This window comes from Microcoleus sp. Aus8_D2 (assembly GCF_036702665.1).
Classification (GTDB): Bacteria; Cyanobacteriota; Cyanobacteriia; order Cyanobacteriales; family Microcoleaceae; genus Microcoleus.
The window spans coordinates 310,405-334,290 of the sequence record NZ_JAUBUN010000001.1 but is presented as its reverse complement, the minus strand read 5'-3'; the positions used below and the strand labels follow the sequence as shown (position 1 = coordinate 334,290).

12 protein-coding genes are annotated in these 23,886 nt (G+C 47.3%); 3 read left to right on the top strand and 9 right to left on the bottom strand.

All coding sequences use genetic code 11. From position 1 onward, the window contains the following. Positions 1 to 433: 433 nt before the first annotated feature. From QUB64_RS01375 to QUB64_RS01365, 3 genes are all read left to right on the top strand, one after another. On the top strand, positions 434 to 985 hold the full coding sequence (locus tag QUB64_RS01375) for an AAA family ATPase (RefSeq protein WP_333269076.1): 552 nt from the start codon (positions 434 to 436) through the stop codon (positions 983 to 985). A gap of 271 nt (positions 986 to 1,256) precedes the next feature. Beyond that, entirely contained in the window at positions 1,257 to 2,207 is a 951-nt protein-coding gene (locus QUB64_RS01370) for an ABC transporter ATP-binding protein (RefSeq protein ID WP_333269075.1), read from the top strand. Positions 2,208 to 2,374: 167 nt separating this feature from the next. Then, positions 2,375 to 4,030 carry a hypothetical protein gene (locus QUB64_RS01365; RefSeq protein WP_333269074.1) on the top strand — a complete coding sequence of 552 codons (1,656 nt, stop codon included), beginning with the start codon at positions 2,375 to 2,377 and terminating at the stop codon, positions 4,028 to 4,030. A gap of 449 nt (positions 4,031 to 4,479) precedes the next feature. Here the strand turns inward: QUB64_RS01365 and QUB64_RS01360 are convergent, their stop codons facing one another. From QUB64_RS01360 to QUB64_RS01320, 9 genes are all read right to left on the bottom strand, one after another. Then, a complete protein-coding gene (locus QUB64_RS01360; RefSeq protein WP_333269073.1) occupies positions 4,480 to 4,728 on the bottom strand; it encodes a hypothetical protein in 249 nt (82 codons plus the stop codon). Between the two features lie 256 nt (positions 4,729 to 4,984). Continuing rightward, positions 4,985 to 6,184: a 2'-O-glycosyltransferase CruG gene (gene cruG / locus QUB64_RS01355; protein ID WP_333269072.1), complete on the bottom strand. Its 1,200-nt coding sequence runs from the start codon at positions 6,182 to 6,184 to the stop codon at positions 4,985 to 4,987. Positions 6,185 to 6,552: 368 nt separating this feature from the next. Next, positions 6,553 to 7,491: a gamma-carotene 1'-hydroxylase CruF gene (gene cruF, locus QUB64_RS01350; RefSeq protein WP_333269071.1), complete on the bottom strand. Its 939-nt coding sequence runs from the start codon at positions 7,489 to 7,491 to the stop codon at positions 6,553 to 6,555. Between the two features lie 370 nt (positions 7,492 to 7,861). Then, positions 7,862 to 8,014 carry a hypothetical protein gene (locus tag QUB64_RS01345; protein ID WP_333269070.1) on the bottom strand — a complete coding sequence of 51 codons (153 nt, stop codon included), beginning with the start codon at positions 8,012 to 8,014 and terminating at the stop codon, positions 7,862 to 7,864. 7 nt (positions 8,015 to 8,021) lie between these two features. Further along, positions 8,022 to 10,634 carry a CHAT domain-containing protein gene (locus tag QUB64_RS01340; RefSeq protein ID WP_333269069.1) on the bottom strand — a complete coding sequence of 871 codons (2,613 nt, stop codon included), beginning with the start codon at positions 10,632 to 10,634 and terminating at the stop codon, positions 8,022 to 8,024. Between the two features lie 437 nt (positions 10,635 to 11,071). After that, positions 11,072 to 13,975 (bottom strand): S-layer family protein, encoded by a 2,904-nt coding sequence (locus QUB64_RS01335; RefSeq protein WP_333269068.1) that lies wholly within the window; start codon positions 13,973 to 13,975, stop codon positions 11,072 to 11,074. 276 nt (positions 13,976 to 14,251) lie between these two features. Next, positions 14,252 to 17,245, bottom strand: coding sequence for an S-layer family protein (locus QUB64_RS01330; protein ID WP_333269067.1), 2,994 nt, complete (start codon positions 17,243 to 17,245; stop codon positions 14,252 to 14,254). A 144-nt stretch (positions 17,246 to 17,389) separates the two neighbouring features. Further along, positions 17,390 to 20,374 (bottom strand): S-layer family protein, encoded by a 2,985-nt coding sequence (locus QUB64_RS01325; protein WP_333269066.1) that lies wholly within the window; start codon positions 20,372 to 20,374, stop codon positions 17,390 to 17,392. Between the two features lie 58 nt (positions 20,375 to 20,432). Then, positions 20,433 to 23,372, bottom strand: a complete 2,940-nt coding sequence (locus tag QUB64_RS01320) for a two-partner secretion domain-containing protein (RefSeq protein WP_333269065.1) — start codon at positions 23,370 to 23,372, stop codon at positions 20,433 to 20,435. Positions 23,373 to 23,886 lie beyond the last annotated feature (514 nt).

Here is a 23,886-nt window from a genome sequence, read left to right as displayed (position 1 = left end):
ACAAGCCAATCTTATTATAAGGTTTGTAGTGAGGACTTTAGTCCTTCTTTTTCTGCGGACTGGCGTCCTCACTACAAGCCAATCTTATTATAAGGTTTGTAGTGAGGACTTTAGTCCTTCTTTTTCTGCGGACTGGCGTCCTCACTACAAGCCAATCTTATTATAAGGTTTGTAGTGAGGACTTTAGTCCTTCTTTTTCTGCGGACTGGCGTCCTCACTACAAGCCAATCTTATTATAAGGTTTGTAGTGAGGACTTTAGTCCTTCTTTTTCTGCGGACTGGCGTCCTCACTACAAGCCAATCTTATTATAAGGTTTGTAGTGAGGACTTTAGTCCTTCTTTTTCTGCGGACTGGCGTCCTCACTACAAACCAATCTTATTATAAGGTTCGAGCAGACATGATATTATCCGTCCTCTAATCGTGATTGTGTAGATGATTATCCTGATTAACGGCTCGTTCGGCGTCGGAAAGACAACAGTCGCGAGACTCCTGGTAAAACGAATACCGAATAGTATGCTGTTCGATCCAGAGATTATTGGTTTTGTGCTGCGGCGTTTGCCAAAATTTATACCTCTTAAAGGTCGAACTTTTGAGGATTTTCAAGACATTGTACTCTGGAGACAGCTAACGATATTGACAGCTTTGTCACTTGACAAAATTGGGTTTAAAACGATAATTATCCCCATGACGTTCTCGAATCTCGACTATCTGAACCAAATTCGATCGGCCTTCGTGGATAATGGCATTGCAGTCCGCCACTTCTGTCTCACAGCCTCAGTTGAGGTAGTGCGCGATCGTCTGATGAGACGAGGTGTAAATGCGTCATCAGCAGCAGGCAAATGGGTGTATCCTAGAGCAGAATATTGCTGCGAGATTCATGCTAAACCTGAGTTTAGAGAACACATCGTCACGGATGAAAACTTACCCAGTGATGTTGCGGATGACATTATCGATCGCATACGCGCGTTAGCTAATGAGTCCTGAGTTATTTATCCCCGTTATAAATTGTAGGGTGCGTCGCTCACCAGCAGCTTGGTTGAGGGCGAGAATTATTCGTGGCGACGCACCCTACGCCTGTTAATAATTCAAAATAAAAATAACCTGATTTAAAAATAAAATCGCCATATTTTTAAAATTTAACAGTTCATTTTCCGAAATACCGGTGACAACTGCTGGATCAAAAGGCTAAGCTAGCTGAAAGCGTCAACTTCCCAGCTAGAGATACACCGCAGCCAATTTCACTCGCCTTTAAATTATGGCAAAAGAATTAGCAATAGACACTCGCGGACTTACCAAACAATTCGATCGCCATATAGCAGTCAATGACATCGATTTGCAAGTCGCCGCCGGCGAAATCTGCGGGCTCATCGGCCCCAACGGTGCCGGCAAAACTACCTTGCTGCGAATGTTAGCATCCGCTGAAGAACCGACTACAGGGGAGATTTACATCAACGGCTGTCCCTTGTTGCGCGATCGATCTAACCCCACTCTCAAACAGCACATCGGCTATCTTCCCGACGACTTTCCCCTGTACGATGACCTGACTGTGTGGGATTATTTAGATTACTTTGCCCGATTGTACAACTTGCGACAACCCCGCCGCCGAGAACGCATTTATGCAGTTTTAGAACTCGTCCAATTAACCAACAAGCGCAACAGCTTAATTTCCACTCTGTCGCGGGGGATGAAACAGCGTCTGAGTTTGGGACGCACGATTATTCACGAACCGCTGTTGCTGTTGTTAGACGAACCAGTTTCGGGTTTAGATCCGATCGCGCGATCGCAATTTCGCGAAATCATCAAAGCCTTGCAACAAGCCGGCATGACCGTAGTCATATCATCCCACGTTCTCAGCGATTTAGCCGAACTTTGCACCTGGGTAGGCATTATGGAATTGGGCTATCTTGTGGAAAGCGCCCCTTTGCAAGAACTTTACAAACGTTTGGGGAAACAGCTAATTTTCCTGTCAACTTTGGGCAATATAGAAGCACTGACATCCGAACTCAAAAACTTTCCTTGGGTAGAAAGTTGGGAAATATTGCCCGAAACTCAGCAGGTGTGCGTTCATTTTTCAGGAAGCCGGGAAGATGCAGCGAATTTATTGCGATCGCTCGTCAACGCCAATATTCCCCTCACAGAATTTCACTGCACTCAAGAAGACTTAGAAACCATCTTCCTCAAGATGGGACACAAACAAGCATCCTAAATACTCCTGGACGCACGGGAGGTCAGAAACCGGGTTTTTACCAAAATCTTTCATCGCAGCTACGAGATGCAGCAAAAAACCCGGTTTCTTTGGTCTAAATGCGTCCAAGACTATTAAATAAATCTCCCCGTTTCTAATTTTTCAATCACGACTCAAAACGATTACCTATGAACATAAACATACTAGACCAAATCGGTAACTGGAACTCCCAGTTATTTCGAGAACTCAAAGGCCGCCTGAAAATCGGCAATATCGCGATCGCCAGCGCCCTTTCCATCGGCTGTCAACTGGTGCTGTTCTTGTCTTGGAGTGCCCAGATACCCGTTGTCCCTCCTGGCGATAAGTCCAATTATCCCATTCATGACAGATTCTGCGAACGCGTTGCTGACAATAACTGCGCCAAAGATGCTGCCGGAAACTTTATCATTAACTGGCCGTCTTGGTGGCTAGAAATATTCGTTTACCTGAGCATATTTAGTGCGATCGCACTATTAGTAGCAGGAACCTATCTGCTAGTGAGCGACTTAGACAAAGAAGAACGCCGGGGCACGCTCAACTTTATTCGCCTCAGTCCCCAATCTGCTACCACAATTTTTCTCGGCAAAATTCTCGGCGTCCCAATTTTAATTTATCTCGCAGCTATTCTAGCTTTACCGCTGCACATTTACAGCGGATTAGCAGCTCAAATACCTCTACACCATATTTTATGTTTAGACATAGCAATCGTAGCTAGCTGTGCGTTATTTTACAGTGGCGCGATGCTATTTGGCTTAACAACCAGTTGGTTGGGAGGGTTTCAGCCTTGGCTGGCTAGCGCTGCGGTTTTGGGTTTTATTACCACAGCTTTTAATGCACCATCAGTCGGCAATGCTGCTGACTTGCTACCATTTTTATCTCCGGCTGCTGTCCTGAAACAGGTAGCTTATCAAGTTAATGAGTCATCCCATTCTAATTTTAACTGGTTAGTTGGAGAGTTCGATCGCCTGGAATGGTTTCATTTGCAAATCGGCCAAAATTTTGTGTCTTGTACAGCTTTATCTTTATTGATTGCTGCGGTTGCAACCTACTGGATGTGGCAGGGCTGGCAGCGTCGCTTTCCCAATCCTACATCCACTGTTTTGAGCAAAAAGCAAAGTTATTTACTGGTGATTTGCTATCAGTCAATAATTTTAGGATTTGCACTCCAGTCCAATAAGTATTCCCTTGACGGTATCGCCTGTTTATTGATTCCAAATTTGATGGTGTTTTTAGCTTTGATTGCTGCTTTAACGCCGGAAAGACAAGCTTTGTATGATTGGGCGAGGTATCGCAGACAAATAGCACCCAGTAGCACTCAGAAGTTGTGGCGCAGATACCCCGTTCTCGATTTGATGTGGAGCGAAAAAAGTCCGGCACCAGTTGCGATGGCTATCAATCTCTTGATTTCAACACTGATTTTAATACCTTGGATGTTGTTTACATCTAAGGCTTTTGTCTGCATGATTTTGTTTGTAAATCTAATTCTGATTTACGCAGCATTTACCCAGCTATTCATGTTTACAAAAAGCCGAAACCAGGCAGTTTGGGCAATCTGTACAATTGGAGGCTCGATCTTTTTGCCACCAATAATTTTATGTATGCTAGGACTTACCGCAGATAAAGCTCCTTTAATGTGGCTGTCTTTAGTATTTCCCATATTTGGAATATCTGTCGCGGAGAACACATCTAACATTTTGCTCTCAATCCTCGGACAGTGGACTGTCTGGGTGTTACTGAACCTGCAATTGAGGCTGCAACTCCGCATCGCAGGGGAATCAGCTTCTAAAGCTTTGCTGAAGGCTTGAAAAGACGAGAGCAATCAGGCTTGTCGATCGCGAGATCATAGTAGGTGTAGGGTGCGTCGCCCTTGAAAATTTCTCAATAAAAATCGACAATCGAGCGACGCACCTGGCTTCTTCAAGGACTCGTGCAAACAACCCTCAGTTTCATTATGCCCAATAATTGTGTAAGGTGCGTCGCCCTTGAAATTCTAGATTGAATTTAGGAATTTTCAAGGGCGACGCACCCTACAAATACTTCTAAAACTTTTGAAATCATTTCAACAAAGCTAGATCCGTGGGTGCATCTCATTTTTGCAAATATACTCGTAGGGGCGAAGCATTTCGGCAGTAAATCTCTGATTCTCACTCATAAATTATGTGCCGAAATGCTTCGCCCTTGCCAAAATGAGATGCACCCAGAGCCGTGAATTTTTGCAAGTTTTTTAAAGCAATGCTTGAAATTGTCGGAGGATTCAATGGAGAAGGGAGTTGAACCTGTTATGGACTTCTCCTTTTTTAATGTGATTTGATGATTCCGAATCAAAGGCATCTTTCAAAACTTCAGACATGACTATTTCGTAGGCGGGGTGATTGCGTTCTATTAAGTCGAGTTTTTCAGAACTCAATTCTGTGAGGTTTTTGAGAATAATTGGTTGCGTTGAAACTGCCTTAGGAAGTATACATTGATGAGCTTTTGTCCCAGAATATTCACCGTGATTCATACTAGCTTTTCTCAATTAAGTGAGGTGCGTGGGTCTAGATCGTAGCGCAAGTAATACCAATTTCAAAAATCCTGGCTACAATACTCTTCGTTGAGTTTGTTTCCTCAAATACGATCGCGCGTGCTGGTGCGTCGCTCGCTAGATTTTTCGTCTTTTTTTGAGTGAAATCGATGGCGACACACCCTAGGAATGTTTAGTCTTTAGTCCGCTTGGAGTGGACATTGTTTGTCTAGACGCGGTTTCAACCGCCGAGTCACTAACTATACTTGCGGCCGCGCCACTGAGTAGGCTGATTTAAAGCAGAAATCAGAATTCGCAAAAACGCCAGCGGATCGGCTAAAGGTGACAGCCAAAACAGCCATTTACCAGAAGCTTGAGTGCGATCGTACGAAGGAGCGATCGCAAAACACAAAGCCGATCGCACTGCAACCAAAAATACATTCAATCCCCACAGCCAAAACTGCCCAGATACAGCGATCGCAGGTAGCGAACCCGATAGCAAATACCACAGGACGATCGGCACCGGCAAACCTTGAACCGCGAATAACAGCCACAAATCGCCCCAAATTTGACCGCCAGCAGCAGCATCTTTCAAATCGAGCGATCGACCCCATTCGTTCCAAGTCTCGATCGCCCCCTCATACATCCGCACCTTCAACACTTTCGCCCCATCCAAAAAACCCACCTTAAAGCCCTTAGCAGCAGCATAGCGAGCCAGAGTCACATCATCGCAAAAAGAACCTTTTGCCACTTCATAGCCCCCTAAAGCCACCAAAACATCGCGCTTGCACAAGAAACACTGACCGTTCGCCATCACCCGTTCCGGGACATCTCCGCCGGTTCCCGTGGGGCCGAAGCGATACACCAAAGTCATTAACAGCGCAGGTTGCAGCCACAACTCCCCCGGATACTTGAGGATAAACTGCGGCGATAGCGAAATCAGATCGTAATTTCCAGCAGCAGCAGTTTTGAGCAAACTCGCGATCAAACCCGGATGGGGCTGAGTATCCGCATCGATGCCCAAAATCCACTCGCACTTCTCGGAACTTGCTAAAAAACCCCAATTCAGCGCCCACGGACGCCCCACCCAGCCAACCGGCAGCGGATCGTCGTTAATTAAGCGAAACCGGGGGTCTTTTTGCGCCGCAGCTTTGACTAAATCGCCGGTTCCGTCTACCGAATAGCTATCAACAACCACAACCTCTCGGAGTTCGTAACTTTGGTGGCTCAATCCTGCTAAACAAGGCGCAATTCTCTCTGCTTCGTTCAAAGTCGGCACCACCGCCGTACAAGCACCCAGCATATCCAGCGTCGGCGAATCCGGTTCTAGCGGCGGGATGCGCGATGGGCCTTTAATTAACCGCGACATTAAAAGAGCGGCGGCGGGTAATTGCAGCAACAACAATGCAGCAGGGATGATGCTTGTCAAGAGATTTGGGATATTGGGGGAAATCATAGGATTTTAGGTTTTAGATTTTAGATTTTGGATTGAAGGATTCAAAGATTGAAGGATTGAGAATTTTAGCTGGTATAAATTTGAAAAAATCAATCAAATTTCGGCTTCAAACATCTTATATCATGTCATGTCGAGCGCCATAACAAAAACGGTTCGTAGTGCGGACTTCAGTCCGCCCTAGAGCGGACTGAAGTCCGCACTACGAACGAATCTTACTGTGGTTAATTTATTGGACACGATTTTACAGAAATTGGATCTGAAAATATAGCTACTGAAAAACCCGGTTCCTACCAGAAACCGGGTTTTTAAATTAGCTCAAAATTTCCTGTAATCTTTTGCCAAATCAGTCGCGATCGCTCATCAGCCGCTTACTTCCGCAAAGCGCCCACGCGCTGAGATGGAATTTCAGCTTTGAGAGCAGATTCCAAAGACGGAATTGCTTCTGTTAAGTCATCTGCTGCGGGTTTAGCAATCGTGCTTAATACGATCGCCGGAACTACACCCAAAAGCACAGCTAGCGATGTCGGGAACCAGAACCGAGAATCCAAGGAAGTGACAGTGATAATCGCTCCGAAAGCAAAGTTTACCAAATAAACAATTAAAGGCAAACCCAATTCCGATCGCTCTAGTTTAATCGAAGTTTTTCTCCAGAAGAAAGCTGCTACCGACATAAACACAGCCCCCGTGCCCATCCAGCCCGCCAAATTGCGGTAAGGCATCCCGAAGAAAGCCCCAACTTCCTCAAACTCCCAAAAAGGTACAGAAGTTTGACTCATCGCCGGATCGAGCACAAAATCCCAAGCTGTCAATAGCAAAGCACCAAGTGCGATCGCCCCGAGTTGCCGCACCCAGTTGAGTTCACCTTTACCGCCAGCGACTCCAGCGCGAGCAATTATATAGGAAACCAGTCCCAGATAAAACCACGACAGGGGAATTGTAAACGGTACCAGCCCTGCAATTTTGTAGCCCAAACCGCTCAAATAGTGGTAATTGCCGAAAGGAAAACCCGTACTCGTTCCCAACAACTCGCTACTCAAAGATAAAAACACAGAAGGCAGCAAAAATGTCAACGTTGCGCCCAGCCCCAACGTCCGATAGGCATAGAGAGCAACCGCTGCTGCGCCAAAAATGATATAAACTACTCCACCCCCAGCCATCCCCCACTGGAACAAAGTTTGTCCAGCGGGCGGCAAGCTCATCACCAATTCGGGACGGGGTAAAATCAGCAGCAACCCTGCCAATCCAAAAGCCATTGACAAGACGTGGGCTATCAGGCAAAAGCGCTCAGCCATCAAAAGTTGCTTCATGGGACTCCTCGAAAAAATATCAGATGCAGAAAGCACTCGTTACAGTTTACAATCTTTAACAAAAAACCAACACCAACTGAGCACCGGCATTTTCCTAGGACTTGTGGCCACGTCGGAGAAATCCGGTTGCTGATTGACTGGGACGGGCAAGATGCCCATCCCACAAAGATTGTTTTTTCTGTTTGGGACGGGCAAGATGCCCATCCCGCAAAGATTGTTTTTTCTGTTTGGGACGGGCAAGATGCCCATCCCACAAAGATTGTTTTTTCTGTTTGGGACGGGCAAGATGCCCATCCCGCAAAGATTGTTTTTTATTGTGGAACGGGCATCTTGCCCGTCCGAAAATTTTTTCCCAGCCGAGGCAGACTCTCTATATCTGTTCCCAGACCAATGACCTGTTTGGCCTGTTTGGCCGATGACCTGTTTGGCCTGTTTGGCCTGTTTGGCCGGTTTGCCCCATGCCCCATGCCCCATCCCCTATGCCCCATGCCCCATCCCCTATGCCCCATGCCCCATGCCCCATGCCCAGCTTATTGCCAATTCCCCACCAGTACGAAAGGCGCCCAGAAATAGGGATTTTGATAGTCTGGGTTTTGCAGCAGGGTTAATTGAGCGTTGCGTAGGGCTTCAGCTTTGCTGGTTTTAGAAGCAAGCTGCCGGTAAAACTCAGTCATAAAAATAGCTGTAGATTCGTCGTTGACTTGCCAAAGAGTCGCTGCTGTGCTGCGGGCACCCGATCGAATTGCGGCACCAGCCAAACCCAAAGCCGCCCGGTTATCGCCGGAAGCAGTTTCGCAAGCACTCAACACCAAAAGCTCGATCGGCTGTTGGTTCTCCCCAGTGCGCGATCGCAACAATCGATCGAACTCCTTAACATTAACTTTCTGATCCCAAGTCACAATAAAAGTATCCGCCGCATTCGAGCTAAACTGACCGTGAGTTGCCAAATGGACGATCGGATAAGACACCGATTTAATGCGATCGTGCAACCGCCCGCTGACAAACTCTTCATTCAGCAGCGAAAAAGCCGGCATCTGCGCCGCTATTTGCTCAACTTCCTCCATCACCCCCGGCAAAGCCGAGAAGCCTTGACGCGCTTCCGAGAGGGCGCCAGTCAGCACTCTTAACTTTACTTGGCTCAGCGGTTTCGGTGCCAGCAATTGCAGTCCCGGCGCCAAAGCAATACTGTATTTTTCTACCAAAAACTTTTCGCCATCGTACAGCACCGCCATCGGCAGATTTCGCAAGTAACCATCGAGCACAAATACCAGAGTTTTAATCCCGCTAGCAGTCAAATCTGCCTCTGCGGGGCGGATTAACCAGTCGTAAACCTGTTGAATAGGTTGTAACCTGTCGCGGGGAAAAGCAGCAGGCCTGATGACATTTTTAGCTAGTCTGAAGGCAGTTTCCAAATCAGCTTGAGACTTCTTAGTAGTGTAGCGGCGCAGAGGTTTGCCGGGAATTGACAAAATTACCTCCAAACGATCGCTCAAAATAATTGGATAAATCACGGCTGCTGTCGGATCGATTTCCTCGATCGACTTTGGTTTAGCATCAGCACAAGCATCCCGAAAAAAGTTATCCAATTCCGCCAACTGCAAAGATTCCACCGTTTGGCGCGCCTGCTTTAACTTATCTTGACTGGGAGATTCATCTTGCAACAGCAGCCCGACTAATTCCCGATAAACCGGTTCGGCACTTTCCCGAAACGAAAATTGCACTTCGGGATTGACTGTCACCAAATCGCCGCGCAGAGAAGACAGTACATTCACAGCTTGAGTATATTGAGCGATCGCCCCTTCTGCATCTCCCTGAGCTTTCCGAATCCGTCCGAGTTGCCACAATAATTGATAAGCAATATCGGGAGATTGAAAAGCCGGAGCCAAACTCAAAGCCTGACTTGTGAGACTTTCGGCTTTCTGATACTGCTTTTGGATTTCCGAAAGTTTGCCTTTCGCAGCCAGAATGTAAGCTTGTATCCGTTTGTCGCCCAAACTGTTTGCTGGTTCCACAGAGCGATCGAGCATTTTGTCAATATCGTTTAGACTCAAACTTTTCGCAGGCGACTGAGCTAATTTCATTAAGCTTTGAGCTAGATTGATTTGAGCGTAAAGTCCGGCGCGGTTCGACGGAAATCGAGCGATTTGAGGTTCGATCGAACGCCACCAAACCTCTGCTTCCGACCAATTTTTGCGATCGATCAACAAACTCAATTGATTCAATTTCGCCTGAATTTGTAGGGGCGATCGCTCCGGCATCGCCCCGGCAGATCGAGCATAATATTCTAAGGCAGAGCTTTCCAATTCAGCCCGCCGTCGCGGACTCAAACCCGGTTTATTGCTTTTAGCCCGCGCCGTATTCCCCAGATTGAGAGCAAGTGCAGCCTCCTCTTGTCTAACGCCCAATTTTCCCGCAGCTTCCAGTCCCGCTGACAGCAAATCCTGGGAACGTTCCAGTTGTCCCAAAACCCGCAGCACCCTGCCTAAAGCATTAATTGCCCGAACTTGTTCCAGGGAAATCGGCTGATTTTTCAAACTTGCCAAACCCGCTGTCGAAACTTCACAAGTTTTGTTTTCCAAATTCAAGGAAGCTAACAGAATTTTGCAAGCCCTGGGGTAAAGTCCGAGAGTTTCCCAAGCCCGACTGAGATTAATTTGGACTTGAAAAAGTTGGTTTTTGCGATCGAGTTGCTCGAAAATTTTAGCAGCTTGCGTCCAAATGTCGATCGCATCTTGAGTCTGCCCCCGTTCGAGTTTAATCTGTCCTTGAATGTTGAGAGTTTCCCCCCAAATCCGCTGTTGTTCGGGAGTTTTGGGTTGCGCCCGCACCACCGACAAACTAGCATTCACAGCTTGTTCTGCTGGTTCCCAAAGCGTTAACTGCCCGTAGGTTGCAGCTAAATTGCTCAATGCCGCGGCGCGATCGAGATTTTGACCTTTTGCCTCAAACGCCGTCACCGCTTGCTGCAACAGTGGCACAGCTTCCGCAAAACGTTCCGCAGCGTACAGAGTTCGAGCTTGTCGGACAAGCTGCACCGCTGGTGGTGACTGCATCTGAGCAATTGCGGGAGGAATCGCCACGGCTAGCAGACAGGAAATCAGAAATAACAGAATTGCTTGTCGGAGCGATCGGGTAAATTTCATACTAAAGCACTTGTAGGAAGACAGGGGGAGAAGAGGAGAGGGGAATAGGGGATTAAAATACAATACGCTTGGGTTAGAATTTAATACGGTTGACAAATAGGATTTTTGACGAATTTCTCAAGCCAACCATATTGCGGTAGGGGCGCGTGCCGGCTAACAATCTATGAAATAATCGACGAAATCGAGGCCGGCACCCGCCCTCTCTTAAGTAAACCGTATTGGGTTAGAATTGTCCGAAGAGAGGAACCAAGCAATCGCATAGTCTATTTTTCACATTGCTTTTACTCTCTTAGCCCTCCGATCGGAACTGTATTGCATTAAAATAGACAATTTAAATTCAGTACAATTTACACTAAATCACCAATCACCAATTACCAATTACCAATTACCAATTTATCCGCGTTTATCCGCGTTTATCCGCGGTTAAAAACATCTTATCAGCGCGGCGGACAAACAGAATGCGATCGAGGATTGCGAGAGTCAGCAGCATTACCCGGATTGTATCCAACCAGCGTCACCTCCCCTTGACCATTCACCACCCAACCGCGCGCCGGAACTACTTCCCGAGCTTTTTTTTCCCTTTCTTCCCTCGGACTTCTATCCGTTACATCCGTTACATCCGTTACAGAATCCGCTGCCGAACTTCCTTCTGCTTCCACCCACGGAAACCGCGTTTCTGCGCTATTGAGAGTATCGTTAGGACTCGGTGGTACTCCTCCTTTGCCAGTAACAGTAAACTCGTTCTGGGCCCCTGCGATGCAGGGATTAGCAGCAATTAACGCCGCCGGATTCACCACATTTTGTGGCAATTCCACTAAACCTTGAGCGGGATTCACCCCAGAAGCGCTAAATGTTACCGCCCCTTGCAAAGCCGGGCCTCCACTTTGGGAAATCGCGGCGATATCGCTACTCTCAAGCAAAGAAGTAGGACTGACTTGCAGGGCTGCAAATTGAGCATCCGTTAATCCCAAAGTACCTCTAACTTGTTCGCGAGTCACGGCCCTAAAACCGAAAACATTGGGGACATTAATCTTAACTCGACCACCAACAGCCGATCGCGCATTCGCAGTAATATCGCTATTTTCCTTGGGTAAAGCAACGAGAATATCGCTGTTGATATTGATATTTCCACCTTCAGAAACACCCGCATCCGTTGTAATTCTACTCCCTCCACGCAACTGGATATCTCGCGCTTGCAGGTTAATATTCGCCCCGGTACCCGATACAGTTGTGCCGTCAATGCTGGCTTTGTTGTCCAGGGCGATCGCATTTGCAACCACATTAATATTACCAGCGCTTCCCGTGCCAATATTTGCCACAGTGATCCTAGCCCCATCGCGGACAACCAATCGATCGGCATTCAGATTCACCGAACCCGCATTCCCGATAGCATTGGGATTAGTTACGCCAAATGCCAAGCCGACGTTAGCCTGAATTGCACTATTAAATTCACTAGGATTCGTAGTACCAATCAGTTCTACTCGCCTAGCATTAATCGTAATTTTTCCTGCATCTCCTGCGCCTAAAGATGCCGTAGAAATAAATCCTCCCTGACCCAGAGTCAACACAGGCGTTTCTATGCGAATATTCCCTCCCTGACCGGATGAAAAAGTGTCAGTGGAGAGGAAAGTACCGTTCTGACTCCCATTTGCCAAAACTCCAGAAATGCCTGCTAATTCAACTGATTCAGTCGCTCTAATGGTTAAATTTCCTGAGCTTCCCCCACTCGCAGCTAACAGTTGGTTGCCAATAATTCCTCCATTCGCTGAGTTAATCCCGGCTCCATCAGAGATAATTAACCGTTTTGTGTCAATGGTTATCTCTCCCGCATTTCCATTAGAACCAATCGCGTTTGTACTAATCACAGTTTGCACCACACCTGCTGTGGGTGTACGCAACACTTCTACTGATTCAGACGCTGTAATATTGATATTCCCCGATGCTGCGTCACTGCGGGTAACGCCGGCAATAACCGCGCCATCGCGCATGATGAGTCGTTCTCCCTCAAATAAGATGTTTTCTCCCAATCCGGTACTCCCCCGAAGTGTGCCATTGTAGATAGCAGAACTAACCACCTCAAAAAACCTGGCACGGATCGTAATATTTCCGGTATTTCCTGCACCAAACGCGGCGCTACTTGATATCGCCCCATTGTCTATCAGCAGTCTAGGAGTATCAATCCTGATATTTCCAGCCCTTCCAGAACCAATAGTGGCACTAATAATAATATATTGCGGATCAAAAGGGTTGGCAGTTCCCGATGTCAGAAAATTAGCGACAAACTTTTGATAGCTCTCAACTCCAATTCCACTGAATTCAACTGAGTCGGTAGCACGGATCTTTACATCACCCCCCGTACCTTGTCCCAGTGTCAGAGTAAAAATTTGTGTTCCACCTTCTGCCCGCACTTTTTGGGCATTGATATCAATGCCTCTACCATCAATATTTCCCAGTGTTAGTCCATAAATTCGCCCACCGTTGAGGGTAACATTTCCACCTCTAATATCTACCTTGCCACCACCGAGTCCGCTGGTGTTGATAACAGATCCATTTGATATTTGAATGTTACCAAAATTGGCAATATTATCATAGTTTAAATTCAAACCTAGCTCGGTTGGTGCGAAACTCACTAAACCCGGACTCGCCACACTCCCCAGGTTAATTTGTCCGGTACTGGCGGTTAAATTGCCACCTGGAAGTTGAATGTCGCCACCAATGAGTGATAACGTTTGACCGGGAGCTACCGCTAAACCCACATTGTTGGACAGGGGAAGTTCCGGGGGAAAGAGCGGTTTTCCCTCAACCGCAGCCGTTGATTGATTGACAATTGTGCCGGGATTGTCTCGAAACCTTAAACCCACAGGAATATTAATCGCTAACAATGGTACTGCGTTGGGATTCGCGGCGCTAAATTCAAAGCCATTATTAAACACAACACCCGCAGCAGAGGAACCGATAAATGAACCGCCCAAATCTAACCGAGCGTTGGGGCCGAAGACAAGTCCTCTGGGATTAAGCAAAAATAAATTAGCATTGCCTTGCACGCCCAAGGTTCCTAAAATATTGGAAGGATTCCCGCCAGTAACGCGGGTAAAAATATTAGCAATACCGCTAGGATTGGTAAAATAAGCTCCCCGCCCTTCACCGACGTTAAATTCTTGGAAACTGTGAAATAGACTAGAGCCGCGAGTGGCGCCGCCCGTAATTATATCTGATGGTAAGTTGTTAATATTATCGGGAACAATCCGCGAACTTTCTGCGCCCAAGCTGCCGTCGGGGATGATTTGACCCAGTGCACGAACGGGAAACAGGCACAGGTAAAAAATCGCAAATAATATCATGTCCGGTCGATTTATCGCAAGAAGTAAGGTTCGTAGTGCGGACTTCAGTCCGCAGAATAAGAGCGGACTGAAGTCCGCCCTACGAACTGTTTTTGTTATGGTGATCGAGCGGACTCGATATAAAAGGTAAATCACTCTTGAACTATAGTATTTTTCTCGGTATTTGAGTTCATTAATTTGGCACACTTGCCAGAATTCAAGATATTGGAAAACCATAATTAACCTTTTGTGAGCTGACATTACGCGATAAATTTTCAAGCAATTGGTATTTTCCGCTCATCGGGGCGGACAACCCGAGACTCGATACTTTGTGCGATCGGAAAATTGGCCCGTAGCGTCAGCAGCCACCAGCGTCACCTCCCCTTTCGCATTCACCACCCAACCGCGAGCCGGAACAACTTCCCGAACTTTTTTTTCCGCTTCTTCCCTCGAAGCTTTATCCGTTACATCCCGTACATTGCTCGCTCCCGAACCTCCTATTTCCACCCACGGAAACGGTGTTTCTGCGCTACTGAGAGTATCATTAGGACTCGGTGGCACTCCTCCTTTACCAGTAACAGTAAACTCGTTCTCGGCCCCTTCGATGCAGGGATTAGCAGCAATTAACGCAGCCGGATTCACCACATTTTGTGGCAATTCTACTAAACCTTGAGCGGGATTCACCCCAGAAGAACGAAAAGTAACAGTACCTTGCAAAGCCGGGCCCCCACTTTGGGAAATCGCGGCGATGTCGCTACTAGATAGCAGAGAAGTAGGACTGACTTGCAGGGCTGCAAATTGCGCGTCACTGAGATTCAACCTGCTTCTGACTTGTTCTCGACTTACTGCTGCAAACCCCAAGACATTCGGGACATTGACATTCACCCGGCCACCGCCTGCTGTGCGGGCGTTGGCTGTAATGTCGCTGTTTTCTTGGGGGAGGGCGAGCAAAATATTGCTATTAATATTGATATTGCCACCTTCAGAAGTACCTGCATCGGTGGTAATTCGACTCCCGCGACGTAATTGGATAGATTGCGCTTGCAGGTTAATATTTGCTCCGACACCGGATGCACTTCGGCCATCAATGCTGCCTTTGTTGTCCAGGTCGATCGCACTTGCGACAACATTAATATTACCAGCCCGCCCGGTTCCCAAAGCTTGCACCGTTACATTGCCTTCATTGCGGACAATCAATCGATCGACATTCAGGTTCACCGAACCTGCATTCGCCGTAGCATTGGGATTATCACCCGTCGCCTTGCCAACGGAAGCATCAATAGAACTGGTAAAACTAGGATTACCTAAGGTACCATTTATTTCGATGCGATCGGCATTAATCGTAATATCCCCCACGTTGCCTTTACCAGAAGAATTAGAAGAAATGAAGCCCCCATCCCGCAGAATCAGGTTTCGCGTGTCAATGCGGATATCCCCGGCCCGGCTAGAACTAACTGTTCCAGAGGAAAAAGCACTAGCAACTTGATTCCCATTGCTCAAAACTTCAGAAATACCTGCAATTTCTACTGATTCGCTAGCCCTAACAGTTAAGTTTCCTCCTGGGCCCCCATTCGTAGACAAGATAACTCCGCCAACTGAAACACCGCTCCCCAAGGTGAACGCGGAGCCCCCAGAAAGACTCAGCCGTTTTGTATCGACAGTGATATCTCCCGCCTTTCCGGTAGAGCCGATGGTAAGCGTGCTGATGCCGCTTGCGACAGCAGTTTGAGAAATGGTGCTCGACAATTGTACCGATTCAGCAGCTTTAATTGTTATATTTCCCGATCGCGCACCGTTGTAGCTAGTGCTGGCGAGAATAGCACCATCCCGCAGGATCAATCTTTGGACATCAACGGTGATATTTCCTGCCGCACCGGTACTTCCTTTCGTTGTTGCGTTGTTGCTCCCAGAACCCTGAATCTCAAAAGTATTCGCACGGATGCTTAAATTTCCACCATTACCAGCACCAAAAGCTATGCCGCCAAATATTGCCCCATCCCGCATCAGCAGGCGTCCGGTATCAATTGTAATGTCTCCGGCTGCTCCAGCACCAGCAGTAGCATTCAGCAACACAAAGTTGGGATCTAATGGGTCGATTAGTCCCGATGCCAGATATTTAATTACAATTTGTTGAAAGCCATCAATACCCAGCCCGCTGACTTCTACCGAATCAGCAGCGCGCAAATTGATATTACCTCCAGCACCATCTCCCAGAGTAAACGTAGATAATTGCGTGCCGTTAGCTACTCGCAACTGTTGGGCGCCAATATCAATATTTCTACCATCAATGTTTCCGAAGGTGAGCGCATAAATTCGTGCAGTGCTGATGCCGACATTTCCACCTTTAATCTCTACTTTACCGCCACCAGTTCCACTGGTATTAATCAGCGTTCCATTGGATATTTGAATATTGCCGAAGTTTTGAATATTACGATAATTTAAACTCAAACTACCCTGCTTTGGCTCCGATGTCATTGCCAAATCTACCAAACCGGGACTAGCTACGCTACCGAGCAAAATTTGTCCGCCGCTAGCCGTTAAATTGCCGCCTGGGATTTGGATGTCGCCACCTATCAGTGCTAAAGTTTGACCTGCATCTACTGCTAAACCAACTCGCTCTGTAATCGGAATCGTTACGGGAGATGTTGCTGGGATATTTACTTTTCCTGTAGCTGTGGATTGATTGACAATTGTACCGGGATTGTCTCGAAATCTGAGACCAACTGGAATGTTAACTGTTAACAGCGGAGATGTTTGCGGCTGGGTGCTGCTGAATTCAAAGCCGTTATTAAATACAATACTGTCAGCCGTTGTACCGATAAATGCACCGCGCAAATCTAATCTTGTATTGGGGCCAAAAATAAGTCCTCTGGGATTGATTAAAAATAAGTTGGCGTTACCTAAAACTCCGAGAGTTCCTAAAATGTTTGAGGGTTGCCCGCCAGTGACGCGGGTGAAAATGTTGGAAACTGCACTGGGATTTTCAAAATAAGCTCCCTCTGAATTCTTGATGTTGAATGAGCGGAAACTGTGAAATAGATTCGAGCCGCGAATGGCACCGCCAGTAATTTTATCTGATGGTAAGTTGTTGATAGTATCGGGAACAATACGCGAACTTTCGGCACCTAAAGTGCTGTCGGGGACGATTTGGGCGATCGCACGAATGGGAAAAAAGCACAAGTAACAACTCAACACTAACAGGTAAATAGCTCCTGAAATATAGCGGTTTTCCGAGTGAAGTAACGATATCGGGTAGGGACACGGCACTGCCGTGTCCCTACTGTATTTCATCCAATGGAAAACTGAAATATAGTATTTGTCTCTGTATTTGACTTGGTTAATTTGGGAGAATTGCCATAAATATTGAAAAAGCATAATTAACCTTTGGTTAGCTGACATTCGGCAAGAAATTTTCAAACATAAGCTATTTTCTGGTTATCGGGGCTGACAAACCGACAATTGAGGCCTCGTGCGCTGTGGAAATTGACCCGCAGCTTCCGCAGCCACCAGCGTAACTTCCCCTTTGTCATTCACCACCCAACCGCCCGCCGGAACAACTTCCCGAGTCCGAATTTCCCCGGCTTCCCGAATGACTTCTGACTCCCGACTTCTGACTTGCTCTTCTATTTCTACCCACGGAAATGGTGTTTCTGCGGTGCCCAGAGAGTCGTTAGGGCTGGGTGGCACTCCCCCTTTTCCAGTAACTGTCAACTCGTTTTCTGCCCCTTCAATGCAGGGATTGGCAGCAATTAATGCAGCCGGATTCACCACATTTTGTGGCAATTCCACTAAACCTTGAGCCGGATTCACCCCAGATGAACTAAATGTTACCGCCCCTTGCAAAGCCGGGCCCCCACTTTGGGAAATCGCGGCGATGTCGCTACTCTCAAGCAGAGAAGTTGGACTTACTTGCAGGGCTGCAAATTGCGCGTCACCGAGATTTAACCTGCTTCTAACTTGTTCGCGACTAACTGCTGCAAACCCCAAGACATTGGGGACATTGACATTGACGCGGCCGCCGGCTGCGGTGCGGGCGTTGGCTGTGATGTCGCTGTTTTCTTGCGGGAGGGCAACCAAAATGTTACTGTTGATGTTGATATTGCCACCGTCAGAATTGCCTGCATCGGTGGTAATTCGACTCCTGCGGCGCATTTGGATAGATTGTGCTTGCAGGTTAATATTTGCTCCGGTACCGGATACAGTTGTACCGTCAATCCTGGCTTTGTTGTCTAGGTCGATCGCACTTGCGACAATATTGATATTACCAGCGCGCCCGGTTCCTGTAGCCTGCACCGTTACTGTCGCTCCGTTTCTGACAGTTAGTCGATCGCGCGCAGTTAAATTCAACGAGCCCGCATTTGCTGTAGCATTAGGATTAGTACCAAAAGTCTTGCCAACCGAAGCATCGATCGTACTGACAAACAGACCGTTATTACCGCTGCCGCTGACTAAAATGCGATCGGCATTCACAGTAATATTCCCCACATCTCCCCTACCTAAAGAACTCGTAGAAACTATTCCCCCATCCCGCACAGTTAGACTGGGCGTATCAATGCGAATATCCCCGCCGCGACTAGAGCTCAAAGTTCCAGAAGTCAGCGCGCTAGCATTCTGAATTCCGCTGGTTAAAAGTGGAGAAATCCCGGAAACTTCCACTGATTCGCTCGCCCTAACTGTTAAGTTTCCCGCAGGCCCGCCATCCTGAGAAAACAACAACCTGCCAATCAATACACCCGTTCCTAATGTAAACGCAGAACCGCCAGAGAGACTCAACCGCTTCGTATCAATATTAATATTCCCCGCCCTCCCAGTAGAGCCGATACTCAGGGTGCTAATTCCAGTTGATACAACTGTTCTCGGGCCATTGTTAGACAATTCTACCGATTCAGCAGCTTTAACATTAATATTCCCCGACGGGCCCTTGCTGTAACTGGTAGTACCCAGAAGAGAACCGTCACGCATGATTAATCGATTCACATCAATATTAATGCTTCCTCCTGCACCGCTACTTTCTTTTGCAGTCCCGTTGTTGACTCCAGAACCCACCATCTCAAAAGTATTGGCGCGAACAATTAAATTTCCACCATTTCCAGCACCAAAAGTAATTCCGCTACCAACTACTCCATTATTGAACAGCAGGGTAAGAGTGTCGATCGTCATATTCCCTCCCGAACCAGCACCAGCACTAGCATTAAAGAACGTAAATAGCGGGTCAAACGGGTTGGTTGTTCCCGATACCAGATATTTAATTACAATTTGTTGAAAGCCCTCAATACCCAGCCCGCTGATTTCTACCGAATCAGCAGCGCGCAAATTGATATTACCTCCAGCACCATCTCCGAGAGTAAACGTAGATAATTGCGTGCCATTGTTCACTCGCAAATTTTGAGCGTTGATCTCAATACCTCTACCATCAATATTTCCGAAGGTGAGCGCATAAATTCGTGAAGCGTCCAGGCCGACATTTCCACCTTTAATCTCTACTTTACCGCCACCAGTTCCACTGGTATTAATCAGCGTTCCATTGGATATTTGAATATTGCCGAAGTTTTCAATCTTGCCATAATTTAAACTTAAACTCCCCTGCTGTGGACTCGATATCAGTGTTAAATCTACTAAACCTGGACTGGCTGCGCTACCGAGCAAAATTTGTCCGCCGCTGGCTGTTAAATTCCCGCCGGGAATTTGGATGTCTCCGCCAATCAGTGCTAAAGTTTGACCCTTGTCTACTGCTAAACCAACTCGCTCTGTAATCGGAATCGGTACGGGAGATGTTGCTGGTAGATTTATTTTTCCTGTAGCTGTGGATTGATTGACAATTGTACCGGGATTGTCTCGAAATATGAGACCAACTGGAATGTTAACTGTTAATAACGGGGATGTTTGCCCTGTGGTGCTGCTGAATTCAAAGCCGTTATTAAATACAATACTGTCAGCCGTTGTACCGATAAACGCGCCGCGTAAATCTAATTTTGCGTTGGGGCCAAAAATAAGTCCTCTGGGATTGATTAAAAATAAGTTGGCGTTACCTAAAACTCCGAGAGTTCCTAAAATGTTTGATGAGTTACCGCCCGTGACGCGGGTGAAAATGTTGGAAACTGCACTGGGATTTTCAAAATAAGCTCCCCGCCCTTCATTGATGTTAAATTCGCGGAAACTGTGAAAGAGATTCGAGCCGCGAGTGGCGCCGCCAGTAATTTTATCTGAGGGTAAGTTGTTGATAGTATCGGGTACAAGGCGCGAACTTTCGGCACCTAAAGTGCTGTCGGGGACGATTTGGCCGATCGCACTTTCTGGCAAAAAACACAAGTAATAACTCAACAATAACAGGTAACTCGCTCCTGCTATATAATATTTGTCTCGGTGTTTTAGTTTGTTAATTTGGGATAGTTGCCACAAGGATAAATCTGGAAAAATCATAATTAACTTTTTGTTCGCTGACAACTACAGAAATTTTAAAGCATTTGCTATTTTCTGGTCATCGGGGCTGACAAACCGACACTTGAGGCCTCGTGCGATCGACAAATTGACCTCCAGCCTCAGCAGCCACCAGCGTAACCTCTCCTTTCTCATTCACCACCCAACCGCGCGCTGGAACAACTTCCCGATCGTTCTTTTCCCCTCCTTCTATCTTCGCTTTATGCGTTACATCCTTTAAATCCCGTACATTACCCGCGGCCGAATCCGTTACATCCGTTACATCCGTTACAGAATCCGCTGCCGAACCTTCTATTTCCACCCACGGAAACGGCGTTTCTGCGGTACTCAGAACATCATTCGGGCTAGGTGGGACTCCCCCCCGACCAGTGACAGTAAATGCGCTCTCGGCTCCTAGCGTGCAGGGATTAGCAGCAATTAACGCAGCCGGATCGACCACATTTTGGGGCAGTTCCACTAAACCTTGAGCCGGATTCACCCCAGAAGAACTAAAAGTAACTGTACCTTGCAAAGCCGGGCCCGCACTTTGAGAAATGGCGGCGATGTCGCTACTGGGTAACAGAGAAGTAGGACTTACTTGCAAAGCTGCAAATTGCGCGTCATTGAGATTTAACCTGCTTCTGACTTGTTCGCGGCCTAAAGCTGTAAAGCCCAAGACATTGGGGACATTGACATTCACGCGGCCGCCCGCTGCGCTGCGAGCGTTGGCGGTGATGTCGCTATTGCCTTGCCCTACTAGGATATCGCTGTTGAGGTTAATGTTTCCACCGTCGGCAGCACCGGCATCGGTGGTAATTCGACTCCCGCGGCGCAATTGGATGGATGCCGATCGCAAGTTGATATTAGCCCCGACGCCGGATGCAGTTGTGCCGTCAATGCTGGATTTGTTGTCAAGGGCGATCGCACTTGCGACAACATTAATATTACCGCTGCGTCCCGATCCCAAACTCCCGATCGCGATCGTGGCCCCATCCCGGATAGTCAACCTTGGGGTAGTAATCTCGATATTTCCCGCCGCGCCCGTGGGGGGAGCAAGCTGAAATAAAGTCTGATACACAATCTCTCCAGAAGCGGTTGCTATACCGAAAGCAGACAAATTATCTTGGGTTCCAACCAATTCTACCGACTCCGAAGCATTGATAATGATATTTCCGCCATTACCCGCACCTAAAGTAGAGGCTCCTATTGCCGTTGCACCTTGAAGAGTCAATCGCCTAGTGTTAATCCTCAAGTCTCCAGAATTACCACCCGCAACAGTCCCCGTAATTAATTGACTGCGATCGATACGAATAGCAGATAGGCTGTCACTTTTGCTGCTACCACTTATTGTCACAGAGTCGGTGGCATTGATGGTAAGGTTTCCACCCCTGCCGACAGCAGGAATGACACCATTTCTTGATGCAAATCCGCTCGTAGAAGTTATCGCCGTTCCTCCTTCTACGAGTAAAGAGCGTGTATTAATTTCTATATTTCCCGCATTTCCCGTACCGCCAATACTGTTAGTGATAATACCAGTACCAAAGGAACTATCTAGTCGGTACTCTGTCAGTAGCACCGAGTCAGAAGCTCTCACGGTTAAATTTCCGCCATCACCTGCACCCACAGTTGCGCTTGATAAAACTGACCCATTACGCACAATTAGCTTTGCGGTATCAACTGTTAAATTGCCTCCACTACCTCGATCGATCGCGGTAGTGAACAGCCCAGATTCGCTGACTTCGACTGATTCAGAAGCTTTAAGGGCTACATTCCCCCCAGCTCCTGCACCGTAACTCGGGTTGATGATTAACCCGCCTTCTCGGAGCATTAATTGCTTGCTATCAACTGTAATATTCCCCGCAGGGCCCGCGCCCACTGTCCCGACAACTATGCCGCTTTGCCGAGTTAAAAAGCTAGAAGTTCCAGTTGTGCCGGCATCGAGGACATTGCGCCGAAAGTTATCAAATCCAATTCCTTTGATTTCTACAGCATCAGTCGCGCGGACACTGACATTTCCTCCGGCTCCCGTCCCGCTAGTACCAGTTGAAATAAAGGCTTGGTCTAATATTCCTAACTGTGCTGTATCAACTGTAATATCGCGGCCGTTGATACTTCCCAATGTATCGGAGACTAGGGAAGCTCGATCGCGCAAAATCACATTTCCTCCCCGGAGTGCGATCGCACCACCACCAGGCCCGCTCGCTGTCACCGCCGACAAACCCGATAATTCTATGTTGCCAAAATTAGCCACATTTGTATAATCTAAACCCAAGCCTGTAGGTGCAATCTTGAAGCTGACCATACCCGGACTCGCCACGCTTCCTAATTGAATGTTGCCACTAAAAGCGCTGGCAAAACCATTGTTAAAAGTTAAATCTCCCCCTACCAAGGCTAAGGTTTGACCGGGAGGAACTGCTAAACCAACGGGTATTTCTGTACCTTCAATGTTTTGAGTAACTCTCGAAGTGTTGACAATTGCACCGGGATTGTCTCGAAATCTTAAACCCACAGGAATATTGATCGCCAACAATGGGACTGCGTTGGGATTCGCAGCGCTGAATTCAAAACCATTATTAAACACAACGCCCCCAGCAGAGGAAGCCAGAAACGAACCGCGCAAATCTAACCGCGCCTGAGGCCCGAAAACAATGCCCTTCGGGTTAATCAAAAATAAGTTGGCATTCCCCAACACCCCCAGAGTTCCTAAAATATTTGATGAGTTACCGCCCGTAACGCGGGTGAAGATGTTGGCGACGCCATTAGGATTTTCAAAATAAGCTCCCCGCCCGCCCTGAATGTTAAATTCCCGCAAGCTGTGAAATAGGTTAACGCCGCGAGTTGCACCGCCGGAAATGCGATCGCTCGGCAAATTGTTGATATTATCGGGAACAAGGCGCGAACTTTCGGCACCCAAGCTGCTGTCAGGGACGATTTGGGCGAGGCTGGAAGTGGGAAAAAGCAACAGGAAGGCAAACATTAGAGAGGAATGCAAGCGAGGCATAAAAAACTCCTGTTTAGAAATGGGAAGAGAAGGGCTAAATAAAAATTACACAATTATTACTGTATTCATTTGTCTAATATCCATCCTAAATTGGCGCACGCGGAAAGTTGATCTAAAAAAAATATATAATGTCTGGTAAAAAAACCGCGATTTCTGTAGGGGCGGGTTCACCAATCACCTTAACTAGGACAAACAGATTAATAAACCCGCCCCCACCCACGAGGGGCGGGTTTACAGGATTTATCGTGTTTTTTCATAGACCTTCGCGAACCCGCCCCTACCACAATTATATCTATTTAACCTGATATGAAAGCACCATTTGCGATCGACCTGTAGGCGTGGGTTCAGCAAGATCTGTAATATAAGTTATAGATTCTGTCAACCCGCTCCCACCCACGAGTCCGGGGCGGGTTTACAGGATTTATCGTGTTTTTTCATAGTTTGGAGTCGTAGGGTGTGGATCCACCAACAATCCCTAACTACCTATCGACAATTTAAGAGATCCGCACCCGAT